The sequence below is a fragment of the Aliihoeflea aestuarii genome (genome assembly GCF_024105665.1).
Taxonomy (GTDB): domain Bacteria; phylum Pseudomonadota; class Alphaproteobacteria; order Rhizobiales; family Rhizobiaceae; genus Aliihoeflea; species Aliihoeflea aestuarii.
In genome coordinates this window covers 78,739-99,247 of record NZ_JAAAMK010000012.1, presented here as the reverse complement: position 1 = coordinate 99,247, position 20,509 = coordinate 78,739, and the positions used below count along the sequence as shown (strand labels likewise).

General features: G+C 62.3%; 21 protein-coding genes and 1 pseudogene. 15 read left to right on the top strand and 7 right to left on the bottom strand.

Annotation, left to right across the window (positions count from 1 at the left end):
• Window positions 1-294 precede the first annotated feature (294 nt).
• Both GTW25_RS20610 and GTW25_RS20730 read left to right on the top strand, forming a co-directional pair.
• Window positions 295-452, top strand: a pseudogene (locus tag GTW25_RS20610) (ATP-binding protein); the annotation flags it as partial.
• Complete coding sequence (locus GTW25_RS20730) at window positions 441-785, top strand: putative Ig domain-containing protein (RefSeq protein WP_372493247.1); 345 nt, start codon at window positions 441-443, stop codon at window positions 783-785. The pseudogene GTW25_RS20610 and the gene GTW25_RS20730, both read left to right, overlap by 12 nt.
• 1 nt (window position 786) lies before the next feature.
• Here the strand turns inward: GTW25_RS20730 and GTW25_RS18530 are convergent, their stop codons facing one another.
• On the bottom strand, window positions 787-1,080 hold the full coding sequence (locus GTW25_RS18530) for a hypothetical protein (RefSeq protein ID WP_252913776.1): 294 nt from the start codon (window positions 1,078-1,080) through the stop codon (window positions 787-789).
• A 276-nt stretch (window positions 1,081-1,356) separates the two neighbouring features.
• Here GTW25_RS18530 and GTW25_RS18525 point away from each other — a divergent pair, with 276 nt between their 5' ends.
• Complete coding sequence (locus GTW25_RS18525; protein ID WP_252913775.1) at window positions 1,357-2,616, top strand: NAD(P)/FAD-dependent oxidoreductase; 1,260 nt, start codon at window positions 1,357-1,359, stop codon at window positions 2,614-2,616.
• A 109-nt stretch (window positions 2,617-2,725) separates the two neighbouring features.
• Here the strand turns inward: GTW25_RS18525 and GTW25_RS18520 are convergent, their stop codons facing one another.
• Together GTW25_RS18520 and GTW25_RS18515 are read right to left on the bottom strand one after the other, a co-directional pair.
• Window positions 2,726-2,929: a hypothetical protein gene (locus tag GTW25_RS18520; RefSeq protein ID WP_252913774.1), complete on the bottom strand. Its 204-nt coding sequence runs from the start codon at window positions 2,927-2,929 to the stop codon at window positions 2,726-2,728.
• A gap of 61 nt (window positions 2,930-2,990) precedes the next feature.
• Window positions 2,991-3,185, bottom strand: a complete 195-nt coding sequence (locus GTW25_RS18515) for a hypothetical protein (protein ID WP_252913773.1) — start codon at window positions 3,183-3,185, stop codon at window positions 2,991-2,993.
• Between the two features lie 289 nt (window positions 3,186-3,474).
• Between GTW25_RS18515 and GTW25_RS18510 the strand changes: the two genes are divergently transcribed.
• Window positions 3,475-3,876 carry a hypothetical protein gene (locus tag GTW25_RS18510; protein ID WP_252913772.1) on the top strand — a complete coding sequence of 134 codons (402 nt, stop codon included), beginning with the start codon at window positions 3,475-3,477 and terminating at the stop codon, window positions 3,874-3,876.
• Window positions 3,877-4,236: 360 nt separating this feature from the next.
• Here GTW25_RS18510 and GTW25_RS18505 read toward each other — a convergent pair whose 3' ends face one another.
• The 3 genes from GTW25_RS18505 to GTW25_RS18495 are packed head-to-tail and all read right to left on the bottom strand — an operon-like array spanning window position 4,237 to window position 7,367.
• On the bottom strand, window positions 4,237-4,983 hold the full coding sequence (locus GTW25_RS18505) for a GntR family transcriptional regulator (RefSeq protein WP_252913771.1): 747 nt from the start codon (window positions 4,981-4,983) through the stop codon (window positions 4,237-4,239).
• Between the two features lie 19 nt (window positions 4,984-5,002).
• Window positions 5,003-6,178: an acetylornithine deacetylase gene (gene argE, locus GTW25_RS18500; RefSeq protein ID WP_252913770.1), complete on the bottom strand. Its 1,176-nt coding sequence runs from the start codon at window positions 6,176-6,178 to the stop codon at window positions 5,003-5,005.
• 4 nt (window positions 6,179-6,182) lie between these two features.
• Window positions 6,183-7,367, bottom strand: coding sequence for a M24 family metallopeptidase (locus tag GTW25_RS18495; RefSeq protein ID WP_252913769.1), 1,185 nt, complete (start codon window positions 7,365-7,367; stop codon window positions 6,183-6,185).
• A gap of 178 nt (window positions 7,368-7,545) precedes the next feature.
• On the opposite strand from GTW25_RS18495, the gene GTW25_RS18490 reads away from it, so the two are divergent.
• The 9 genes from GTW25_RS18490 (at window position 7,546) to GTW25_RS18450 (ending at window position 16,167) form a co-directional block, all read left to right on the top strand.
• Window positions 7,546-8,397 carry a transporter substrate-binding domain-containing protein gene (locus GTW25_RS18490; protein WP_252913768.1) on the top strand — a complete coding sequence of 284 codons (852 nt, stop codon included), beginning with the start codon at window positions 7,546-7,548 and terminating at the stop codon, window positions 8,395-8,397.
• A 99-nt stretch (window positions 8,398-8,496) separates the two neighbouring features.
• Window positions 8,497-9,162, top strand: a complete 666-nt coding sequence (ehuC, locus tag GTW25_RS18485; RefSeq protein ID WP_252913767.1) for an ectoine/hydroxyectoine ABC transporter permease subunit EhuC — start codon at window positions 8,497-8,499, stop codon at window positions 9,160-9,162.
• A gap of 2 nt (window positions 9,163-9,164) precedes the next feature.
• The gene (ehuD, locus tag GTW25_RS18480) at window positions 9,165-9,833 is read left to right on the top strand and encodes an ectoine/hydroxyectoine ABC transporter permease subunit EhuD (protein ID WP_252913766.1); all 669 of its coding nucleotides are present in this window, start codon (window positions 9,165-9,167) and stop codon (window positions 9,831-9,833) included.
• Entirely contained in the window at window positions 9,833-10,654 is an 822-nt protein-coding gene (gene ehuA, locus GTW25_RS18475; RefSeq protein ID WP_290128120.1) for an ectoine/hydroxyectoine ABC transporter ATP-binding protein EhuA, read from the top strand. The genes ehuD and ehuA overlap by 1 nt, the downstream gene beginning before the upstream one ends.
• The gene (gene eutB, locus GTW25_RS18470) at window positions 10,651-11,658 is read left to right on the top strand and encodes a hydroxyectoine utilization dehydratase EutB (RefSeq protein WP_252913765.1); all 1,008 of its coding nucleotides are present in this window, start codon (window positions 10,651-10,653) and stop codon (window positions 11,656-11,658) included. The genes ehuA and eutB overlap by 4 nt, the downstream gene beginning before the upstream one ends.
• The gene (locus GTW25_RS18465) at window positions 11,648-12,640 is read left to right on the top strand and encodes a cyclodeaminase (protein WP_252913764.1); all 993 of its coding nucleotides are present in this window, start codon (window positions 11,648-11,650) and stop codon (window positions 12,638-12,640) included. The genes eutB and GTW25_RS18465 overlap by 11 nt, the downstream gene beginning before the upstream one ends.
• A 38-nt stretch (window positions 12,641-12,678) precedes the next feature.
• Window positions 12,679-13,164 carry an Lrp/AsnC family transcriptional regulator gene (locus GTW25_RS18460; protein WP_252913763.1) on the top strand — a complete coding sequence of 162 codons (486 nt, stop codon included), beginning with the start codon at window positions 12,679-12,681 and terminating at the stop codon, window positions 13,162-13,164.
• A gap of 113 nt (window positions 13,165-13,277) precedes the next feature.
• Window positions 13,278-14,765: an NAD-dependent succinate-semialdehyde dehydrogenase gene (locus GTW25_RS18455; RefSeq protein WP_252913762.1), complete on the top strand. Its 1,488-nt coding sequence runs from the start codon at window positions 13,278-13,280 to the stop codon at window positions 14,763-14,765.
• A 31-nt stretch (window positions 14,766-14,796) separates the two neighbouring features.
• Entirely contained in the window at window positions 14,797-16,167 is a 1,371-nt protein-coding gene (locus tag GTW25_RS18450; RefSeq protein ID WP_252913761.1) for an aspartate aminotransferase family protein, read from the top strand.
• Between the two features lie 76 nt (window positions 16,168-16,243).
• On the opposite strand, the gene GTW25_RS18445 is transcribed toward GTW25_RS18450, so the two are convergent.
• A complete protein-coding gene (locus tag GTW25_RS18445; protein WP_252913760.1) occupies window positions 16,244-17,293 on the bottom strand; it encodes a histone deacetylase family protein in 1,050 nt (349 codons plus the stop codon).
• 530 nt (window positions 17,294-17,823) lie between these two features.
• Here GTW25_RS18445 and GTW25_RS18440 point away from each other — a divergent pair.
• Window positions 17,824-19,482: an ABC transporter substrate-binding protein gene (locus tag GTW25_RS18440; RefSeq protein ID WP_372493245.1), complete on the top strand. Its 1,659-nt coding sequence runs from the start codon at window positions 17,824-17,826 to the stop codon at window positions 19,480-19,482.
• Between the two features lie 78 nt (window positions 19,483-19,560).
• Entirely contained in the window at window positions 19,561-20,505 is a 945-nt protein-coding gene (locus GTW25_RS18435) for an ABC transporter permease (RefSeq protein WP_252913759.1), read from the top strand.
• Window positions 20,506-20,509: the final 4 nt, after the last annotated feature.

The window sequence follows — 20,509 nt, the reverse complement described above, 5'->3', positions numbered from 1 at the left end:
CCACGAAGCGTAGACGTTCTTCCATCACCGAACACTCCATCCACGGCATCAACACCTCCCGGCAAAGCCGAAAAGTGTTACCCATGTGTCCGGTACAAAACGTCACCTATGTCTCGGGTCGTTCTTATAAATCTGCTTTGTTTGCGACCGCCGCCGAACACCGCCGATTGCCGCACTAATTCGAGCTGTCACCACGATCTTTGCTGAGCCGAGGAAAGAGAAGATGCCTTCTCGTACCTCCAGATAGCGGAATATGATATTCCGATTAGCGGACCATTGACTTCCAATCAGCCGATTGTGGGGCCGCGACGGGCTGGCAAGACGACGCTCGTCCGCAAGATGGGGAGGCCGGACGAACCTATTTCACCCTTGACGACCAGACCGTCCTTGAGGCCGCCCGATCGGACCCCGCCGGCTTCATCCGTGGCCTAGATCAAGCCATTATCGACGAAAACTTCACCGTTACCGCAACCGACGCCTCACCGACAGAAAGCGGTGGAAGCTATTCCGTTACCACCGCCTATTCCCTGAATGTCGGCGCTCCGAGCATTACGGGGAATCCGCCCAACTTGCCTGGCGCGGCCATCGGCGTGCCCTACATGCAGAGCGTCGAGGCTGTCGGAGGCACCGGCCCGTACACATATTCAGCTTCCGGCGCATTGCCGGCGGGTATATGGCTCAATCCGAACGGTGCCTTCAGCAGGACGGCGACGGAAGGGGGAAGCTTCACCTTCACCGTGACTGCACCCGACAGCGTGCGGTCTACCTCTCCGAGGAAGTCCTAGATTATGTCGTCGATAATGCTGCCGGCGATGTCATCGAGATCGATGGGTTCACGATCGACCAGTTGCGCGTGAGCCTGGGTGCTGAACTGACACGCGCCTTCACCTTGGAAAATGGCATGCTCTTCACGCCGTCAGTCGGACCGGCGGCTTCTCGGGGCTCGACGGTCCGGGAGCGTTCGGCGCGCTCGAAGCGAGCTTCACGCTGCAACCAGGTGCTAACTGGAATGTCGACGCCGGCTTGCTCTTCAACATCGAAGGCGACGGCCAGCATTCTGTCGGCGGCAAGGTAGGTCACAGCCGGCGGTTCTGAAGTCGATATGTTGCCGAAAGGGGCGGTCACTCGTGCACTGGCCGCTCTGTCCGCAACCCATCCCCCGTAAGACAGCGGTTGAGGGTGAAACAAGCGGGTGCGAGATATGCAATTATCCGAGACGCTGAGCGAACGCTACCAGACTGATCCCGTCCGCCGCGGACGGACGTGGGTCCGCCTCATGAAGAAAAAAGCGACTGCTGCGCCTGACTGTGGATTCCCCATGCATCCTGCCTATGTTCGAGGGTGAAAGGATTATGCATGAAACACCGGATCGTCGTCATAGGAGCAGGGTTCGCTGGCCTTCAACTCGTTAAAAAACTGCGTGGCGCGAACTGTGACATAACGCTAATCGACCGGCGCAACCATCATCTCTTCCAGCCCTTGCTCTATCAGGTCGCCACTGCGATCCTGCCGACGGCCGACATCGCCTGGCCGATCCGGCGCATCCTCGACGATCGAAAGGACGTGACCACGCTTTTGGCGACCGTCACCGGCGTCGACCGCACAACGCGCGACGTGATTCTCAGGCATGGCGAACGCGTTCCCTATGATACACTGGTCGTCGCGACGGGCGCGGCGCATGCCTATTTCGGAAACGACGAGTGGGAGGCCGACGCGCCGGGGCTGAAGACGCTGGAGGACGCGACCACGATCCGCCGCCGCGTGCTGCTCGCCTTCGAGCGAGCAGAGCTTGAATCCGACGAGGCGACCCGCACCGCCGAACTCACCTTCGCCGTGGTGGGGGCGGGGCCGACCGGCGTGGAACTGGCTGGCATCATCGCAGACCTTGCCCACCGCGTCCTGCCGGGCGAATTCCGGCGGATCGACACCAAAACCGCGCGCGTGCTTCTGGTCGAGGCCGGGCCGCGCATTCTGCCTGCCTTCAGCGAGAATCTGTCCGCCTACGCCAAGCGTGCGCTCGAGCGCCTCGGCGTCGAAGTGCTGACCGGCGAGGCGGTGACGAACGTCTCGTCCAGTGACATCGCTCTCGGCGAGCGGCGGATCCCGACGCGGACCGTCATCTGGGCGGCCGGTGTCGAGGCGTCGCCCGCCGGCCAGTGGCTCGAGGCCGAAACCGACAAGGCCGGCCGCGTGAAGGTGTCGCCCTTCCTGACGCTGCCTGACGACGAGAGCATCTTCGTCCTCGGCGACACGGCCGCGACGGTCGACGCACATGGAAAACCCGTTCCCGGCATCGCGCCCGCTGCCAAGCAGCAGGGCAGCTACGTTACCCGAACCATCCGTGCTCGCTTAACTGGAAAACCTGTCCCCGGTCCGTTCCGTTACCGACACCTCGGCAATCTGGCCACCATCGGGCCGAATGCTGCAGTGATCGAACTAGGACGTTTCAGGCTCAAGGGTCGCCTAGCATGGTGGGTATGGGGAGTCGCTCATATCTACTTCCTCGTCTCCGCTCGCTCCCGACTGGTGGTGACGCTCAACTGGCTTTGGAACTTCGTTTCTGGACAGAACTCGGCCAGGCTGATCACACAGAAAGAAACGCTGCGGGACGATTGAAGCGCAACGGAGCTCGTCCCAAGAGGGGCATATGCCGCCGGCAAAGTGGCAGCGACCAGCCGAACATATCAGCCTTCTGCCGCGCCGAGTGATGCTGGCATTGCGAGGATCACGGTGCCCTGGCGAGCCAGTCCTGAATATCGTCAGTTGCCGCAGCATGCATGCGAATAGCACGAATTTCCCGCAGTGAATCTCGGATGCACATAAGCGTTTTGTAGAGATCCGATCTTTTCAATCCGTCCGCAATAATCTCTGCTGTGATGAACAGCGATTCCAGTTCATCAATGCGGTCGGCATCGTCGCTTGCGTGCATCGGGCTCTCCTGGCTGAATACTCCAAGGATGAGCGGAGCAGTTTGGTTCCGACTTTAGAAACTAACGATGGAGCGACGCTCGCATGAGCAGTTCATGCGGATCGCTGACGCCGGTTCGAAACAACGCCAGCAGTTTCACAGCATATTCCTTGCGCCTCTCGGGATCATAGTTGTGCGGCAATTTCGCCAAAACACCTTCCAGCAAGGAAAGATCGGCTTCGGAAAGCACACCAGCAGCGCTCGATCGGATCGGCATTCCATATCCTTCGTCTAGCGACTACTGGATACAGTGCTGAGTGGGTGTCAACACCAATTGATGGTCAAGGCGAGCAATCCTTTTGGGCATATCTCACCACTCAGGTAGGAATGCGTGCGGATGCGCGGCTGATGGGAGGCAGGCAATCACGTCGAGCATTTCGAAGCGAGCGAACAGTGCGCCCTTTTTCTTGAACCACGCATGTTCGTCATCGCGGATGTTCGCAGATCGTTAATCATGTTCGAAAGCTGAGCTTTGACGAACGGCATTCGATCGCCAGTTCTAAATCATGGATATCGCGATTCAGATCAACCCGACCGGTCTGTCATATGCGTTGAAACCGGCTGGCAACGAGACCGACGTCGTTGCCATGTATGTGCGTTGGCCCAGTTACGGCAGCCTACGTCACCCACGATCGACACCCAACCAACAGTCGATGTTGGCCAATAGGCTCGTATCGCGGCTGGTCTCGAACGCCGCGGCCCAATCTGTGCTGTTGGCTGTAGCGGAAGGCACGTCTGAACAACGCATCAACGCGACGATCGCGGCTCTGAAACAGGAGAATTGCGTCGTAGAGTATGCGGCCGCGCATACAGACGGAGCATTGGGCCTGATGCGGGATTGGCTCGGAATCGATCCGGGCCCAGACACGCACGGGCAACGGGCCGGAGCACAGCCGCCTTTCTCGTAAGGAAATCTCGCCCACGCTATCTCCTATGCCGAGCAGAATTCGGTGACGAAGATCAGGCAGGAACGACCCGCACCGCCGTCAATTGTCGAGGAAGATTGGAAGACGCCATCGGGACCGCAACCTGAGCCCTAAACACGGCCCCTGATCGCCCGCGCTACCGATATTGTGACGGCCACCCAAGCGCCAAACCAGCTATTTGCGCCGTTGCCGCCGTTGACGCGCGCAGACCCAGATGCGTGAGTCCCGTCCAGATGGGTGGCCTCCGCACCACCCACGCCACACGGCTCGCTTCGCCCAGCCTGCCCTCAAGGCCCTGTTGGCTCGGATTGACGACACAGGTCATTGAACAGGAGGGGCCGTTCAGTCTTCAGAATATTGCGTTTTAAGGTGCGTCCGGATGGTCGCGGGCTTCGCGGCGCGCCGAATCCGGCTGAAGCTCATGGCGATGTGCGCGCGTCGCACATGACCTGCCGCAGCAAGATCGCCATGTTCGACCGCTTCGGTGATGTCGGCAACCTCGCGCTGGAAAATGACGAACTCGTTTTGAAGCAACTCGTCGAAGCTGGAGAGCCGTGCGGCGGTTTTCAGCCAGATACGAGTGGTCTGGTAGTAAAGCCGCTCGCTGATTTCTCGCAGCGGTTCATTGGTGGTGAGCGTGGTGAAAAGGTGGAAGAATTCCATGTTGATCTGGGAAAACAAGCGCGGGTCCCGCATGGCAACCAACCGGTCGCAGCGCGCTCTGATGTCGCGAAACTGTGCGACCAGCGCCTCGTCGATGATAGCGGGGGACAATTTGCCGACGAGCTCGGCCAGTTCGACGCGCAATTCGTAGACCTGCGCCAGTTCGCTGACATCGATGTCGGTGACGATCGTTCCGACCCCGTGCATGGATCGTAACAGACCTTCGGCTTCGAGTTTGACGAGGACGCGCCGGACCGGTGTTCGCGATACGCCGAATTCATCTGCGAGGTCTTCTTCGCGCAGCCGGCTGCCCGGCTCGTAATCGAGCAGACAGATGCGTGTCCTCAATATCTGATAGATGCGCTCGAACCGGCCTCGAGCGCCCTCGTCGGCGGGTTTTTCAGCCGCCGGTTCTACCCTCATCATCGATCCCTCCCGCGCCGGATCATCTGCGCTTTTGCGGAGTTGTGAGCTTGGGCTGGAGCTTGTCCAGCATTTCCAGGCAGGCGGCAAGTTGGCCAAGCTCGATGAACTCGTCCGGCTTGTGCGCCTGAGCGATCGAGCCGGGTCCGCAGATGACAGACGAGATGCCGATCTCCTGAAACAGGCCGGCCTCAGTTCCGAAGGCGACAAGTTCCGCCTCTGTTTTGCCGGTCAGTTCGAAGACGATGTCGCGCGCTTCCGATTGCGAAACCGGCAAGAGACCACGCACCTCGCCGATCACGCTGGTGACGACATCGGCATCCGGCGAGACGCGGCGCATCGCCGGCAGCAGCACGTTGTCGACGTAAGCCACCAATTCGCGTTTTAGATAGTCGGAATCGTCCGTGTGAACGGGCCGCATCTCCCATTCGACGAAGCAATGCCCGGCAATCGTATTGCGCGCATTTCCGCCGGCAATACGTCCCACCTGAACGGTGGTCCATGGCGGCGTAAATCGGCTGTTTTCCGGCGCGCGCGCCTTAAGTTCCTCACCGAGGTCCATAAGCCGCGATATGTAGCGCGCGGCATATTCGACGGCATTGACACCCCTATCCGGTTGCGAGCCGTGACCCTCGAGACCGGTGAATTCCGTCGTGTATTCGTAGCAACCCTTATGCCCCTCGATGATGCCCATCATGGTGGGTTCACCGATGATGGCGGCGGAAGGGCGCAGCCCGGCCTTTTTCATTTCCTCGACCAGCGCCCGTGCTCCGAGGCAGCCGACCTCCTCGTCATAGGTGAAGGCGAAATGAAGCGGGCGCGCGAGGTCCAGTCGCGCAAAGCGGGGCGCGACCGAGAGACATGCCGCGATGAAGCCCTTCATATCGCAGGTGCCGCGACCGTAGAGCCGATCCCCCCGCTCGTTCAGGACGAACGGGTCGCTCGTCCACTCCTGCCCCTCGACCGGCACCACGTCGCTGTGGCCCGACAGGACGATCCCGCCGTCGCGGTCCGGCCCGATGGTGGCGAACAGGTTCGCCTTGGTGCCGCTTTCGTCGAGCGAGACCGACAATTGTGCGCCTGCACTGGACAACAGGTCGCCTGCATACGCGATCAGTTGCAGGTTGCTGTCCGCCGAGATCGTGGGGAAGGCCACGAGGTCGGCAAGGATCTCCTTGGTGCGGGCGAGATCGTCCACGGGCTCAGTCTTTCACATAGAGTTCGCGCGGACGGTCGCACAGGCATTCGGCCGCCTGCCCGTCACGGATCAGGATGCTCTCCGTGATTTCCAGACCCCAGTCGTCCATCCAGATGCCGGGCATGAAATGGAAGGTCATGCCTGCTTCCAGAATGGTCTCGTCTTCCTTGCGGAAGGAGATCGTCCGTTCGCCCCAGTCCGGCGGATAGGAAATCCCGATCGGATAGCCGCAGCGCGCGTCACGCTTGATGCCCGCCTTGAGAAGTGCGTCGTGGAGGGCGTTCGCGACGTCGCATGCGCGGTTGCCGGGCTTGGCCGCTTCGAGGCCCGCATTGAGGCCGTCGACGAGGGCCTTGCTCGCGTCCAGGAGTTGCTGCGGCGGCTTGCCGAGGAACACCGTGCGGCAGAAAGGAGCATGGTAGCGGCGATAGCAGCCGGAGATCTCGAAGAAGGTCGCCTGACCGGCTTCCATCGGGCGGCCATCCCAGGTCAGATGCGGTGCGGCCGCATCGGTGCCGCTCGGCAGCATCGGGACGATGGCGGCATAGTCGCCCCAGTGCCCGTCAGCGCCCCGGACCGCGTCGCGATAGATTTCCGCGACGAGTTCGTTCTTCGCCATGCCCGGCTCGACGCGCTCGACGATGCCGTCGATGATCGTTTCGGAAATGCGCGCGGCACGGCGCATGAAGACGATCTCCTCGTCGGACTTGACCGCGCGCTGCCAATTCACCAGCGCCGTCGCGTCGACCAGCTTCGCGTTCGGCAATTCAGCCTGCAGGGTCAGGAACGCCTTGGCCGAGAAGTAGTAGTTCTCCAGTTCCAGCCCGACACGCTTGCCGGCATAGCCCTCGCGCGTCAGGATCGCGGCCAGGTCCTGCATCGGATGGCGAACGGCGGACTGGATGTATTCCTCTCCGTAGGGCTGGATGCAGTCGGGCGCCATCCAGACGGTGCGCAGCGCGCCGTTTCCGTCCTGCTTTCGCCCCCACCAGATCGGGTCACGGTCATGAAAGACGACGACGCCCTGATGGACGTAGAAGGACCAACCGTCATAGCCGGTGATCCAAGCCATGTTGGAAGGGTCCTCGACGAACAGGACGTCGATACCCTTTCGATCCATCGTCGAACGAATTTTGGCGAGCCGCCGCGCGTATTCCGCGCGGGAGAAAGGAAACTCCGCAGTCGGCATTTGTCCTCCATGCGCCACGGCGCAAATGAATGAGAATGTGTACAACTAGACCGGATTTCGAGGCTTGAGAAGAAGTCGAAGCGAATTTCCAGCCAAATATCCGTTGACACAATCTGATGTCCCATGATGTTGTGCACAACACAAGAATGACATAATCCATGGAACAGAGGAGATCCCAATGAAAAGCTCAGTTCTCAAGGGCCTGGCCGCGCTCGGCATGACGGCCCTCGCCTACAGTTTCGTCGGCGCGGCGAACGCGCAATCCCTGGAAGAACGCGCCGAAAGCGGCCAGCCGATCCGCATCGGCTTCGCGAACGAAATCCCCTTCGCCTATCCCGGCGACGACGGCAGCCCAAAGGGCTTCGTGAACGTCATCACGATCGGCATTCTTGAAAAGATGGGCTATTCGAACATCGAGCCCGTGCAGACGGAATGGGGCGGGCTAATTCCCGGCCTCAACGCCAACCGCTTCGACATCGTGACCGGCGGCATGAACATTCTTGCGGATCGCTGCGCCAACATCGCCTTCTCCGAGCCGATCGCCAAGGTCGGTGACGGCTTCATCGTGGCGCCGGGCAATCCCAATGACATAGGCGACTACAGCAGCCTCGTCACAAGCGAAGCGGTCATGGTGACCGGCGCGGGCTATTCGAACATCGAGGCCGCCCGGGCCGTCGGCGTCAGTGACGCCAACATCATGCAGGTCCCCGGCCCGACCGAAATTCTCGCCGCCGTGCGTGCGGGCCGAGCGGATGCCGGTGCCGGCACGTATTTCACGATGAAGCAACTTGCCGACAGTTCCGGCGGAGCCGTCGAGGCTTCGGACCCGAACGCCATGCCGGAGGATTCCTTCAACTGGGCCGGCATCGGCTTCCGCGAGACTGACCAGGACTTCCTCGCCAAGTTCAACACGGCCCTGGCCGACTATATCGGCTCCGGGGAAATGCTCGCGGCGGTCTCCGAGTATGGCTATGGCGAGGGCTCTCTTCCGGGCGACCAGACGACCGAGTGGGTCTGCGACAATCGCTGACGTGAGCGGGCGGGCCGGCATGTCCGGCCCGCCCTTCGTCCCGTCGTCCTTTCGGGCGGCACCCTCATCGCCTTCGTCGTCGAACAAGGTCTGAGCGGCATGTCCTATTTCGAGTTTCTCGGCCTGTATGGCGACCGCATCATCAGCGGCACGCTCATCACGATCGGGCTGACGCTTCTTTCCGCGCTTCTGGCCGTCGCGATCGCCCTTGCGGCGGGGCTGATGCGGATGTCGTCGAACATGGCGGTTCGCGGCGTCGCGACGGTCTATATCGAGATTTTCCGGGGCACCTCGCTTCTGGTGCAGCTTTACTGGATCTTCTTCGTGCTGCCGCTCTTCGGAATCACGCTCGAAAAGTTCACGGCCGGCTTCGTGGCGGTCGGCATGAATCTCGGTGCCTATGGCGCAGAACTCGTGCGCGGCGCGATCCTGTCGGTGCCGAAAGGCCAGTGGGAGGCGGGACTGGCGCTCAACATGTCGCCAGCAAAGCGCATGCGCCGGGTGATTCTGCCGCAGGCGGTGGTGCTCATGCTGCCGTCCTGGGGCAATCTCTTCATCGAGCTGCTGAAAGGCACCGCGCTCGTCTCGCTCATCTCCGTCGCAGACTTGATGTTCCAAGTGAAGCAAATCAACGGCACGACCTTCCTGTCAGTCGAAACCTTCGGCACGGCGCTGATCATCTACTACGTGCTGGCGCGCTTCATGATCACGCCTTCCATGCGCTGGCTGGAGCGCTTCATGATGCGCAAGATGGGGAGGGCATAGCCATGGTTGACTGGCGCTGGGACTTTACCTGGCAAATCCTGCCCCGCCTGCTGGCCGCCACCGGCAACACGCTGCTGGCGGCCGGGATCGGCTACGCGATCGCCGTCGTGCTGGGCCTCGTGCTCGCGCTGGCGCAGCGCACGCCGTTCAATCCGCTCAACGCAATCGTCCGCGAGGCGGTGGAGTTCATCCGCTCGACGCCGCTGGTGCTGCAAATCTTCTTCGTCTTCTATGTCGGGCCGCAATTCGGCATCAGGTTGTCGCCGTGGACGGCGGGCATGATCGCCATCGGCCTCCATTACGCCGCCTATCTCTCTGAGGTCTACCGCGGCGGGCTGGAAAGCGTGCCGAAGGGCCAGTGGGAGGCGGCGAAGTCGCTCAATCTGTCGATGCCGCGCACCTATTTCCGCGTCATCCTTCCGCAGGCGCTGCCGCCCTCTCTGGCGGGGATGGGCAACTATCTCGTCGGCATCTTCAAGGACACGCCGATGCTGTCGGTGATCGGCGTGGCGGAACTGATGCACACTGCCAACGCCATCGGGTCCGAGACCTATCGGTTCCTCGAGCCGTTCACGCTGGTCGGCATCATCTTCCTTCTCATCTCGCTACCCACGGCAGCAGCGATACGGCTCTTCGAAGCCTGGACGCGCCGCAAACTCGGATTGAGCTGATGGACACCAAAGACGTTTCGGACTTCCCCCTCGCGATCGAGGGCGACCCGGCTCCGATGGTCAGCTTTCGAAAGGTGACCAAGAGCTACGGCAACCTGACCGTCCTGGACGCGCTCGATCTCGACGTGGCCGAGGGCGAGATGGTGACGATCATCGGGCCATCGGGCTCGGGCAAGACGACGGTCCTGCGCATGCTGATGACGCTGGAGACGATCAATGGCGGGGTCATCTATGTCGACGGCAAACCGCTGACCCATATGGAGCGCGGCGGCAAGCTGGTGCCCGCCAACGACCGCCATCTGCGCCAGATACGCTCGAAGATCGGCATGTGCTTCCAGCACTTCAACCTGTTTCCGCATATGACGGCGCTGGAGAACTGCATGGAAGGCCCGGTCCATGTTCTGGGGCTTACGAAGCAGGACGCGCGCGAACGCTCGGAAGAGCTGCTCGCCATGGTGGGCATGGCTGACAAGCGCGACCAGCACCCCTCCCGCCTGTCCGGCGGGCAGCAGCAGCGCGTGGCGATCGCGCGGGCGCTTGCCATGCGCCCGAAGGTCATGCTGTTCGACGAGGTCACCTCGGCACTCGACCCTGAAGTGATCGGTGAAGTCACCAACGTCATCCGCACGCTCGTTTCCGAGCACAATTTGACCATGTTGATGGTCACGCACCAGATGGGCTTCGCGAGGGATATTTCCGACCGCATCTGCTTCTTCTATGGCGGCCGCATCGAGGAGCAGGGAGCGCCGGACGAACTGTTCGGCAATCCGCAACGGGAGCGCACGCAGCAGTTCCTGAGCGCGGTCAAGGAGGCGCATTGACCCTTCAACTTGCCGACATCCTGGCCGCGCGCCGGACAATCGCAGGCGTCGCCATGCGCACGCCGCTGGTGCCGTCGCCGCATATGAGCGCTGTCTGCGGCAGCGAGTTCCTGCTGAAACTGGAGACGACGCAGCCGATCGGCGCGTTCAAGCTGCGCGGGGCGCTCAATGCTGTCTCGGCCGTTCGCGAAGGCGCGCCGGGCGTCACCTGCTGCTCGACCGGCAACCACGGCCGCGGCATCGCCTATGCCGCGCGGGCAAAGGGCCTCAAGGCCGTCATCTGCATGTCCGCTCTCGTGCCCCAGGCCAAGGTGGATGGTATCCGCGCGCTGGGCGCCGAAGTGCGCATCGTCGGGCGCAGCCAGGACGACGCACATGCCGAGAGCGTGCGGCTGGCGCAAGACGAAGGGCTCGTCGAAATCCCGCCCTTCGACGATCCGCTTGTGATCGCCGGTCAGGGAACGATCGGCCTCGAGCTTTTGGAGGACCGGCCGGACCTTGAAGCCATACTGGTGCCGCTGTCGGGCGGCGGGCTGGCGGCCGGCGTCGCGCTGGCGGCAAAGGCGGTCAAGCCGTCGCTGCGCGTGATCGGAATCAGCATGGATCGCGGCGCGGCCATGTTCGAATCGGTCCGCGCGGACACGCCGGTCGAGGTGACGGAAACGGCGAGCCTCGCCGATTCGCTCGGCGGCGGCATCGGCCTTGAAAACCAGCTCACCTTTTCGATGTGCCGCGCGCTTCTCGACGACTACGTCCTCGTCAGCGAGGACGAAATCTACGACGCGATGCAGACGCTCTACTACGAGGATCGCATGGTGGCGGAAGGCGCGAGCGTCGTCGGCATCGCCGCGATGAAAGCCGGGAAACTGCCCATGATCGGCGGTCCCGTCGCCACCATCCTCACGGGACGAAATGTGGATATGCTGACCTTCACGGACATCGTCGCCGGACGCGACGTGACGCTCGGCGACGTCGAACTGAAAGGGCGCAGCTATGCCGCATGAGGTGACCATCCTGACGGAATCCGACTTGCGCAGACTGGTGGCGCTCGACCTTCCGGCCATCGAAGTGGTCGAGCGCGCTTTCGCTGCGCTCGCCTCGGGCACCGTCGTGATGCCGCCGATCCTGTCGATGGCCATTCCTGAAGCCAATGGTGAAGTCGACGTGAAGACCGCCTATATCCCCGGCTTCGAGGGTTTTGCCATCAAGGTCAGCCCGGGCTTCTTCGACAATCCGAAGATCGGGCTGCCGAGTCTCAACGGGCTGATGATCCTGTTCTCGGCGAAGACCGGCCTCGTCGAGGCGCTGCTTCTGGACAACGGTTATCTGACGGATGTGCGCACCGCTGCCGCCGGGGCCGTCGCCGCCAGGCATCTTGCCCCGATTGCGGTCGACACGGCCGGGGTGATAGGCACAGGCACGCAAGCGCGTCTCCAGATCGAGGCCGCGTATCTGGTGCGCCCGTTCCGCAAGCTTCTGGTCTGGGGGCGCGACGGCGACAAGGCGCAGGCCTGCGCGGCCGATCTTGGCGCGCGGCTCGGCATTTCGGCTCAAGCCGTCGCCGATCCCGCCCGGCTGGTGGCCGAGAGCCAGCTCGTGGTGACGACGACGCCGGCCGAACATCCCGTCATCCGGACGGAATGGCTGCATCCAGGTCTCCACATCACCGCGATGGGCTCCGACCAGGCCGGCAAGAACGAGATCGAGGCAAGCGCACTCGCCGCTGCCGATCTCTACGTCAGCGACCGGGTGAGCCAGTGCGAGTTGCTGGGCGAGTTGCGCAGCGCGCTCGCCGCAGGTGTGTGGCAAGGCGGCACGCCGCCCGAACTGGGCGACATCGTTTCCGGCAAGCACAAGGGACGCGTGTCGGACGACCAGATCACGATCTGCGACCTGACCGGCACGGGCGCGCAGGACACCGCAATCGCGACCTATGCGATGAACGCCGCGCGCAAGGCGGGTGCCGGGTCGACATTCGTCACCTGACGGCGACCACCGGCAACACTCAGGAGCCGATCACAGCCATGTTGAAGCTCGACGACCGCGACCTCGCGATGCTCGCCATCCTGCGCGAGGAAGGTCGGCTGTCCAAGGCCGAACTTGCCAAGCGCATCAATCTGTCGGCAGCGCCCTGCTGGGAACGGCTGAAGCGGCTGGAGGATGCCGGCATCATCGTCGGCTACCGCGCCGAGGTGGCGCTGAAGAAAATCGCGGCGCATATCGTCGTCTTCATGGCCGTTGAACTGGAACAGCATCGCACAGAGGATTTCGCGCTGTTCGAACGCGCGATTGCTCCACTCGACGAGATCGTGGCCTGCTGGGCCGTCGGCGGCGGTTTCGACTACATCCTGCAGATCGTCACGCGCGACATCGATTCCTACCAGCGGCTGGTCGACCACCTTCTGGAAGGACGGACCGGGCTTGCGCGCTACTTCACCTATGTCGTGACGAAGCCGGTGAAACAGTCCGCCCGACTGCCGTTCGACCTTCTGCTCGGCCGCGAAGAATGATCCGCCACTGCCTGAAATTCGCAAAGGATCGTCTGGCGGCACGCCGCAAAACCGAAGAAATGCGGGCCGCCTAGCGGCGATACTCGCGCCATCGTGAACTCGAGGTGCAGCCGATGTCCGCTTCCGCCGCAATGCTTCAGAAAACCTCGCTGTCCCCGCTTGCCGATCCGCGCCTGTTTCGCGAGTTTGCCTATGTCGGCGGTACGTGGACGGCAGGATCGGGTGCCGGCATGATCGAGGTGAGCAACCCCGCCGACGGGTCGCGCATTGGCAGCGTCGCTGCGCTGACGGCGGCAGATGCGAAAAGCGCTATTGCCGCCGCGCAGCAGGCGTTTCGCCCATGGTCGGCGCAACTTCCCGCCGCTCGCAGCGACATCTTGCTCCGCTGGCACGCGCTCATCCTCGCAGCGAAGGACGATCTTGCGCGCCTGATGGTTCTTGAGCAGGGTAAGCCGCTTTCCGAAGCGCTCGGCGAGATCGACTATGCCGCTTCGTTTGTCGCGTTCTATGCCGAAGAAGCCAAGCGACTGAATGTGGAGAGCATCACGTCGCATCTGCCGGATTGCGAGATGCGCGTGCTTCGTCAGCCGGTTGGCGTTGCCGCTCTCGTCACGCCGTGGAACTTTCCCTCTGCGATGTTGACCCGAAAGGCGTCCGCCGCACTGGCCGCCGGCTGCACCGTCGTGGCGCATCCGTCGTCGCAAACGCCCTTTTCCGGGCTCGCGCTGGCGGAACTTGCCGAGCGTGCAGGCTTTCCGGCCGGTGTCTTCAACATCGTCACCGGCGACGCGCCCGAAATCGTTGGCGCGTTCACCTCCTCGCCTTTGGTTCGCGCCCTTTCCTTTACCGGCTCGACGGAGATCGGGCGGCTTCTCTATGCGCAGTCCGCGCCAACCATCAAGCGGCTGATTCTGGAGCTTGGCGGTCACGCCCCATTTCTCGCGTTCGCCGATTGCGACTTCGATCTTGCGGTGGATCGGGCCATTGCGGCCAAATTCGCCACCTCGGGACAGGATTGTCTGGCCGCCAACCGATTCTATGTGGAACGGCCGATCTACGAGCGCTTCGTCAACGCGTTTGCCGAGAAGGTGAAAGCGATGCGGGTCGGTGCGGGCATGACGAATCCGGATATCGGTCCGCTGATGAACGACGGTGCTATCGCCAAGCAGAAAGAGCATGTGGCGGATGCATTGTCGCGTGGTGCGAGACTTTTGACGGGTGGTCGCATTCACGGTGCAGGTCCGCTGTTTTTCGAGCCGACGGTGCTCGCGGACGTACCGGACGATGCCTTGATCTTTCAAGAAGAGACGTTTGGGCCGGTCGCAGGGTTTACACCGTTCGACGACGAAGCTGATGTGCTGGACAAGGCCAACCTGACGGAAACCGGGCTGGTGGCCTATTTGCATACGCGGGACAATGCGCGCATCGCACGCCTGTGCGAGCGTCTCGAATTTGGAATGGTGGCGGTCAACCGCACGAAGATTACAGGCGCGCCGGTTCCCTTCGGTGGCGTCAAACAGGCCGGGCTTGGCCGCGAGGGATCACGCCACGGGCTGGAGGCCTATACGGATATCAAATATGTGTGCCGCGATACGGCATGAGCCAGAGACACTGACCTCACGGAGCCAATCCATGCTGACCAATGACGTCCTCGACCAGTGGGACCGCGCGCATTTCTTCCACCCGTCGACGCATCTGGCGCAGCATGCGCGCGGGGAATCGCCGAACCGCATCGTCACCGGCGGCAAGGGCGTCCATATCGAGGACCGCGACGGCAACAAGCTGCTCGACGCGTTTGCCGGGCTCTACTGCGTCAATGTCGGCTACGGGCGCACCGAGATCGCTGAAGCCATCGCCGAACAGGCCAAGGAACTCGCTTACTACCACGCCTATGTCGGCCATGGGACGGAAGCCTCGATCACGCTGGCGAAGATGGTGCTGGAGCGCGCGCCGAAGAACATGTCGAAGGTCTATTTCGGTCTCGGCGGCTCGGATGCGAACGAGACCAACATCAAGCTCGTCTGGTACTACAACAACATTCTCGGCCGACCGGAAAAGAAGAAGATCGTCTCGCGCTGGCGCGGCTATCACGGCTCGGGCCTCGTCACCGGCTCGCTGACGGGGTTGAAGCTCTTTCACGACAAGTTCGACCTGCCGCTGGAGCGCGTCATGCACACGCAGGCACCGGATTATTTCCGCAGGCCCGATCTTAGCCTGAGCGAAGCGGACTTCGTCGCCCATTGCGTCGATGACCTCGAAAGGCTGATCGCGCGCGAAGGCGCGGACACGATCGCCGCCTTCATCGGCGAGCCGGCGCTCGGCACCGGCGGCATCGTGCCCCCGCCGGCCGGCTACTGGGACGCGATCCAGACAGTGCTCCGCAAGCACGACATTCTCCTGATCGCCGACGAGGTCGTCACCGGTTTCGGGCGGCTCGGCACGATGTTCGGCTCGGATCATTACGGCATCGAGGCGGATTTCATCACCATCGCCAAGGGGCTGACCTCGGCCTATGCGCCGCTCTCGGGCTCGATCGTGTCGGACAAGGTCTGGAAGGTTCTCGAACAGGGCACCGACGAGAACGGGCCGATCGGCCATGGCTGGACCTATTCGGCCCATCCGATCGGGGCGGCTGCGGGTGTCGCCAATCTGAAGCTGATCGACGATCTGGGGCTCGTGCAGAATGCGGGCGAGACGGGACGCTACCTGAACGAGCAGATGAGGGCGGCACTCGGCGACCATGCCCATGTCGGCGACGTGCGCGGGGAGGGGATGCTGTGCGCCGTCGAATTCGTCGAGGATCGCGACATGCGCGCCTTCTTCGATCCGGCGAAGAAGGTCGGGCCGTCCGTCGCGGCGGCGCTTTTGAAGCGCGGCGTGATCGGCCGTGCGATGCCGCAGGGCGACATTCTGGGCTTCGCGCCGCCGCTTTGCCTGACGAAAGCGGAGGCCGACGAGGTCGTTTCCAAGGCCGCCGAGGCTGTGCGCGAGGTGCTCGGCTGACGGTTCGGCTCGATGCTGCGGCCATGGATGCTCAAAAGCACCATGGCCCATCGGTCGAAAACGGCGGCCGCAGCGTCTATCGAGGTTCGCGGCAGGCGTCGAGAAAGCCGAACAGGCAATCGCCTATGACTGAAATCTGGTAGCCGCCTTCCTGAACGATCACTTTCGGAACATCCATTGATCCGATGATCTCGCCGGCCTGCCGGAAAGCCTCCGTGGTCACCTTGACCATGCTGAGCGGATCTTCGGCGTGCGTGTCGTAGCCGAGCGCGACTACGACGACCTCCGCGCCGAAATCCGTGACCGCCTTCGCCCCATCCCGGACCGCCGCGAGGAACGCCTCGTCGCCGCTTCCGGGCGCTAGCGGGATGTTGAGGTTGTAGCCCTCGCCTGCCCCGTGGCCACGCTCATGCGGTCGGCCGGTGAAGAACGGGTTGTAATGGTCGGTGTCGACATGAACCGAAACCGTCATCACGTCGTTGCGGCGGTAGAAGATTTCCTGCGTACCGTCGCCATGATGGGCGTCGATGTCGAGTATCGCCACCTTGCCGAAGCTGGACCGTAGACGCTGAGCCGCGATCGCGGCGTTGTTCATGTAGCAAAAGCCCGTCGCGCGGTCGGCACGGCAATGATGACCGGACGGACGGCAAAGGGCGTAGGTAGGCGCTTCACCCGCGATCACCGCTTCGGCCGCGGCCGTGGACGTATGCGTCGAACGCAAGGCAGAACGATACGTGAATTCGCTGATCGGCACGGCCAGATCGCCAAGATAGTAGCCCGTCTGCGCCAGAAGCTGGTCGGTCGGACATGGCGGGCGCGCATCCTTGGCCGGATCACCGTTCCAGTATGGGAACGTGTTGGGCAACACCTCCGGTCCATGGTTCGGAAGTTCCAACCAGCGCGGATAGGCGCTGTCAAGGTAATCGAGATAGTGCGCGGGGTGGACGGCGAGCGCCGGCTCTCGACCATAATCGGACGGAGTTTCGATCTCCACGCCGAGTTGCTGCAACGCGCCAAGCAGTCGCTCGGTGCGTACCGGCAGATCGGTCGGATCGGTAAGCACTCCGTAACGCATGAACTGGCGTGGTGCGTGCAGCGCCTGATCGGGATGGTAGAAAGCGCGCATATCGATTGTCCCTTTCTCAGACCTCAGACCTCAGACCTCAGACGCGGAGCGCTTTCGGAATCACGAGCGATCTTCTGGATCAGGCTTCGAGCCGTTCACATGATCTGGCTAGCCAATATCGGGTGGCACCAAGGCAGGCCAGTACCTTCCAGGTCATGGGTCGTGCTCTAAAGCAACAGATCAGGGGCCCGTTCCAGAACGCCCGCTGTTGGCCAAGCTAAGAGAATGGCCGCCCTTCGGCAAGCGCCCCCATCCCGGTCTTTCGTCTCGACGATCTTCATTCTTGAGCTGGACAAGCATAATGATCTGGCTGATGTCCACTGCTTTGGTCGAAGATCTCTATCTTGAACCTATTTCGCAGAACAGCCGGTTTTCTTTGCGGCAAAATGCTTAAATTTTCACCATATTTTCACGCAACCCGATCCATCGATCGGCTGTAATCATAATTTCGCGTTGGCATGCACTTTGCTTTTCTCCCCGTAGAACCGCTCTTCAAGAAGCGCCTCACGAAACTCAAAGGGGAAAACAAAATGCATCACAAGATCAAGAACGCCCGCGCCCTTCTTGGCGGTTGCTGCCTTTTGGCGATGATGACGGTTCAACCCGGCATCGCCATGGCCGAAACGGTACTTCGCATCGGCATGACCGCGGCCGACATTCCACGCACGCTCGGCCAGCCCGACCAGGGCTTCGAGGGCAATCGTTTCACTGGCCTGACGATGTATGACGCGCTCACGATGTGGGATTTGTCGTCCGAAGACGATGCCAGCGTGGTCATTCCCGGCCTTGCGACCGAATGGTCGGTGAACGAGGACGACACCACGACATGGACCTTCACCCTGCGCGAAGGCGTGACCTTCCACGACGGTTCGCCGTTCAACGCGGATGCGGTTGTCTGGAACGTTGAAAAGGTCATGGACGAGGAAGCGCTGCACTACGACGCCAGCCAGGTCGGCGTGACCGCCTCGCGCATGCCGACGCTGACCGGCGCGACGAAGATCGACGACTACACGGTCGAACTGACCACGTCGCAGCCGGACTCCTTCCTGCCGATCAACCTGACCAATTTGTTCATGGCGAGCCCCGCCAAATGGCAGGAGCATTTCGATGCGGCGTCGGGCGACGATGCGGCCAAGGCATCCGCGGCGTGGGACGCGTTTTCGCGCGACGCGTCGGGCACCGGTCCGTGGGTGATGGACGGCTTCGTTCCGCGCGAACGGCTGGAACTGATCCGCAACGAGGATTATTGGAACGCCGAGCGCGTACCGAATGTCGAGCGCCTCGTTCTGCTCCCGATGCCAGAAGCGAACGCGCGAACCGCAGCGCTTCTGTCGGGCCAGGTCGACTGGATCGAGGCTCCCGCGCCCGATGCCGTCGCGCAGATCGAAAGCCGCGGCTTCACGATCTACAGCAACGAATCTCCGCATGTGTGGCCCTGGCAGTTCTCGCGCATCGAGGGGTCGCCGTGGAACGATCTCAACGTTCGCAAGGCCGCCAATCTGTGCATCGACCGCGATGGCATGCGCGACGGCCTTCTGGCCGGCCTTATGGCGCCCGCGACCGGCTCTGTCGAAGCCGGACATCCCTGGCGCGGCGACGTGACCTTCGAGATCGGTTTCGACCCCGACGAGGGCCGCCGGCTGATGGAGGAAAGCGGCTTTTCCGCCGACAGCCGCCTTGCGGTGAAGGCGCTGACATCCGCGTCCGGTTCCGGCCAGATGCAGCCCCTGCCAATGAACGAATACATCCAGCAGGCGCTCGCCGATTGCTATTTCGACGTGCAGCTCGAAGTCCTGGAATGGAACACGCTCTTTACCAACTGGCGGCAGGGCGCGCGTGACCCCGGCTCGTTGGGTGCGCATTCGACCAACGTGACCTATGCGACGATGGACCCCTTCTTCGCGCTGGTCCGCTTCCTGCAATCGGAAATGGCGCCGCCTGTTTCCAACAATTGGGGCTATATCGACAATCCGCAGTTCGACGAACTCGTCGCCAGGGCGCGCGAGACTTTCGATCCGGCCGAGCGGGACGCGGCCCTTGCCGAACTGCATGCGGCGTCGGTCAATGAGGCGAGTTTCCTTTATGTCGCCCACGACGTCAGCCCGCGCGCAATGAGCGCCAAGGTGCAGAACGTGATCCAGCCGAAAAGCTGGTTCATCGACTTCTCGCCGATCACGATCGAGGAATAGCCCTAAGGCGATCATCGTCGCGGCGGCAGGCACCTACTGTCGCGACGGATTTTTCCTGAAAGCCAAGGCTCGCAGTTGATGTTCGTCTATCTCGCCAAGCGGCTTCTCTACACGATCCCCATCGTGTTTTCCGTCGCGCTCGTCTGTTTCATGCTGGTTCACCTGTCGCCGGGCGACCCGCTGGTCTCCATCCTGCCGGCCGACGCATCGGCCCAGTTGGAGGCAAGGCTGCGCGAGCAATACGGCTTCGACCGGCCATTGCCCGTCCAGTTCTGGATCTGGATCACGAACGCGCTTGGCGGCGATCTCGGCAACTCGATCGCCAATGGCCGCCCCGTGCTGAGCGAGGTGCTGAACGCGGTCGGCAACACGCTCCTTCTGGCCTGTGCAGCATCCATACTCGGCTTCGCGCTCGGCATGTTCTTCGGGCTGGTCGCCGGTTATTTCCGCGACACCTGGATCGACAAGCTCGCCACCTCGATCGCCATCGCGGGCGTTTCCGTGCCGCACTACTGGCTCGGAATGGTGCTGGTCATCATCTTTTCGGTCCAGCTCAACTGGCTGCCCGCTGTGGGGGCCGGCTCGGGAAGCTGGACGTGGACATGGGCGCATGTCCAGTATCTGATCCTCCCCGCCGTCACGATGGCGGTCATTCCCATGGGGATCGTCACGCGCACCGTGCGCGCGCTGGTCGGAGACATCCTTTCCAACGATTTCGTCGATGCGCTCCGCGCCAAAGGGCTGGGCGAGCGACGCGTTTTCGCCCACGTCGTCAAGAACGCAGCGCCGACGGCGATCGCCGTCATGGGCCTGCAACTGGGCTATCTTCTCGGGGGCTCGATCCTGATCGAGACGGTGTTTTCCTGGCCGGGAACCGGATTTCTCCTCAACACGGCGATCTTCCAGCGCGACCTGCCACTTCTTCAGGGCACGATCCTCGTTCTGGCGCTGTTCTTCGTGTTCCTCAATCTTGCCGTCGATCTGCTTCAGGCAATGATCGACCCGCGCATCAAGCGAGGCTGACGCC

Coding starts and splice junctions, on each gene's coding strand:
- GTW25_RS18525 (WP_252913775.1), top strand. CDS start 1,357: ATGAAACACCGGATCGTCGTCATAGGAGCAGGGTTCGCTGGCCTTCAA.
- GTW25_RS18520 (WP_252913774.1), bottom strand. CDS start 2,929: ATGCACGCAAGCGACGATGCCGACCGCATTGATGAACTGGAATCGCTG.
- GTW25_RS18515 (WP_252913773.1), bottom strand. CDS start 3,185: ATGCCGATCCGATCGAGCGCTGCTGGTGTGCTTTCCGAAGCCGATCTT.
- GTW25_RS18510 (WP_252913772.1), top strand. CDS start 3,475: ATGGATATCGCGATTCAGATCAACCCGACCGGTCTGTCATATGCGTTG.
- GTW25_RS18505 (WP_252913771.1), bottom strand. CDS start 4,983: ATGATGAGGGTAGAACCGGCGGCTGAAAAACCCGCCGACGAGGGCGCT.
- GTW25_RS18495 (WP_252913769.1), bottom strand. CDS start 7,367: ATGCCGACTGCGGAGTTTCCTTTCTCCCGCGCGGAATACGCGCGGCGG.
- GTW25_RS18490 (WP_252913768.1), top strand. CDS start 7,546: ATGAAAAGCTCAGTTCTCAAGGGCCTGGCCGCGCTCGGCATGACGGCC.
- ehuC (WP_252913767.1), top strand. CDS start 8,497: ATGTCCTATTTCGAGTTTCTCGGCCTGTATGGCGACCGCATCATCAGC.
- ehuD (WP_252913766.1), top strand. CDS start 9,165: ATGGTTGACTGGCGCTGGGACTTTACCTGGCAAATCCTGCCCCGCCTG.
- ehuA (WP_290128120.1), top strand. CDS start 9,833: ATGGACACCAAAGACGTTTCGGACTTCCCCCTCGCGATCGAGGGCGAC.
- GTW25_RS18465 (WP_252913764.1), top strand. CDS start 11,648: ATGCCGCATGAGGTGACCATCCTGACGGAATCCGACTTGCGCAGACTG.
- GTW25_RS18460 (WP_252913763.1), top strand. CDS start 12,679: ATGTTGAAGCTCGACGACCGCGACCTCGCGATGCTCGCCATCCTGCGC.
- GTW25_RS18455 (WP_252913762.1), top strand. CDS start 13,278: ATGTCCGCTTCCGCCGCAATGCTTCAGAAAACCTCGCTGTCCCCGCTT.
- GTW25_RS18450 (WP_252913761.1), top strand. CDS start 14,797: ATGCTGACCAATGACGTCCTCGACCAGTGGGACCGCGCGCATTTCTTC.
- GTW25_RS18445 (WP_252913760.1), bottom strand. CDS start 17,293: ATGCGCGCTTTCTACCATCCCGATCAGGCGCTGCACGCACCACGCCAG.
- GTW25_RS18440 (WP_372493245.1), top strand. CDS start 17,824: ATGCATCACAAGATCAAGAACGCCCGCGCCCTTCTTGGCGGTTGCTGC.
- GTW25_RS18435 (WP_252913759.1), top strand. CDS start 19,561: ATGTTCGTCTATCTCGCCAAGCGGCTTCTCTACACGATCCCCATCGTG.